The 1,789-nt window shown below is 52.9% G+C and carries 2 protein-coding genes; both read right to left on the bottom strand.

Going from position 1 to position 1,789, the window contains the following annotated elements:
• Window positions 1-46: 46 nt before the first annotated feature.
• The gene (locus tag ACTHUE_RS17700) at window positions 47-301 is read right to left on the bottom strand and encodes a hypothetical protein (protein ID WP_070589063.1); all 255 of its coding nucleotides are present in this window, start codon (window positions 299-301) and stop codon (window positions 47-49) included.
• A 124-nt stretch (window positions 302-425) separates the two neighbouring features.
• The coding region (gene leuC / locus ACTHUE_RS17695; protein WP_440424077.1) for a 3-isopropylmalate dehydratase large subunit at window positions 426-1,789 on the bottom strand (1,364 nt) is incomplete at its 5' end.

The raw sequence follows: 1,789 nt of genomic DNA, 5'->3' as shown, positions 1-1,789 counted from the left end.
CCGTCTGAAACGGAGTCAGGAGCTTCAGACGGCCTGATTTACCGAATTATTCGGTAGCGGCTTCGATTTTTTCTCCAACATGGCTCATGCCGCGGCCTACTGCATTGCCGCCTTTTTTAACGGCTTCACCGGTTTTGTCGACAACGTGTTCTGCCGTTTCTTTGGTTTTATCGGCTACGCGCTCGGCAGTCTCTTTGGTTTTGTCCCAATTGCGGTTGGTATCGTCTTTTGCGCCGGACCAAGTGCTGGAACAAGCTGACAGGATGAGGGCTGCGGCAGCTAATGCAAACAGTTTTTTCATACTAGATTCCTTTCAAGTTATCAATGATTAAGAAGGTTTTCGGACGTTTTGCGCAATAGAAAAACTTACTTGAGCAAGGTATTGTTTCAGACGGCCTGATCAATAAAGGCCGTCTGAAAATACTTTAAGCCATAGTGCGGATGTCGGTAAAGTGGCCGGTCACCGCAGCTGCGGCTGCCATGGCAGGGCTGACGAGGTGAGTGCGTCCGCCGTTGCCTTGACGGCCTTCAAAGTTACGGTTGGAGGTGGAGGCGCAACGTTGTCCCGGGGTCAGGCGGTCGGCATTCATGGCAAGGCACATAGAGCAGCCCGGCTCGCGCCATTCAAAACCGGCTTCGATAAATACTTCGTGCAAGCCTTCTTTTTCTGCCTGCTCTTTAACCAAACCGGAGCCGGGGACAATCAATACGCGTTGCACATTGTCCGCTTTTTTGCGGCCTTTGGCGATAGCGGCGGCTTCGCGTAAGTCTTCAATACGGCTGTTGGTGCAAGAACCGATAAAGACGATATCGACAGGGATTTCGTTTAATGGCGTACCGGCTTCTAAGCCCATGTATTCAAGGGCGCGTTCCATGCCGCTGCGTTTGACCGGATCGGTTTCTTCGGCGGGATTAGGCACTTTACTGCTGATGTCCAAAACCATTTCAGGCGATGTGCCCCAAGTTACTTGAGGCTCGATGTCTTCAGCTTTGAAGTGGTATTCTTTATCGAATACGGCGCCTTCGTCAGACACCAGCGTGCGCCAGTACTCGAGGGCTTTGTCCCACGCTTCGCCTTTAGGTGCGAAAGGTTTGCCTTTTACATAGTCGATGGTGGTTTGGTCGACGGCAACCATACCTGAGCGCGCACCGGCTTCAATCGCCATATTACACAAGGTCATGCGGCCTTCCATAGAAAGGCTGCGGATGGCTTCGCCGCCAAACTCAATGGCGTAGCCTGTACCACCGGCCGTACCGATTTGACCGATGATATAAAGTGCTACGTCTTTGGCGGTAACACCGGGTTTCAGACAGCCTTCAACGGAAATCAGCATGGATTTGGATTTTTTTGCGGTAATGCACTGGGTCGCCATGGTGTGTTCGACTTCGGAAGTGCCGATACCGTGCGCCAATGCGCCGAATGCGCCGTGGGTAGAAGTGTGTGAGTCGCCGCAGACGACGGTCATGCCGGGCAGGGTGGCTCCTTGTTCCGGGCCCATAACGTGCACAATGCCTTGGCCTTTATCCATAAACGGGAAGTAGGCGAGTGCGCCAAACTCTTTAATGTTTTTGTCCAAAGTATCGACTTGCAGTTTGGAAATCGGGTCTTGAATACCTTTGTGCCAGTCGCCGGTCGGGGTGTTGTGGTCGGCTGTGGAGACTACGCTGTCGATACGCCAGAGTTTGCGGCCGGCCATTTTCAAGCCTTCAAATGCTTGCGGGCTGGTTACTTCGTGAACCAGGTGGCGGTCGATGTAAAGCAGGACAGTGCCGTCTTCTTCTTCGCGGA

This window comes from Neisseria sp. P0021.S005, assembly GCF_051956955.1.
The sequence above is the reverse complement of the archived record's forward strand: the minus strand, read 5'-3'. Positions and strand labels throughout refer to the sequence as shown.

What these genes read in the sequence shown, in the direction of transcription:
- ACTHUE_RS17700 (WP_070589063.1), bottom strand. Translation starts at nt 301, where the DNA reads ATGAAAAAACTGTTTGCATTAGCTGCCGCAGCCCTCATCCTGTCAGCT.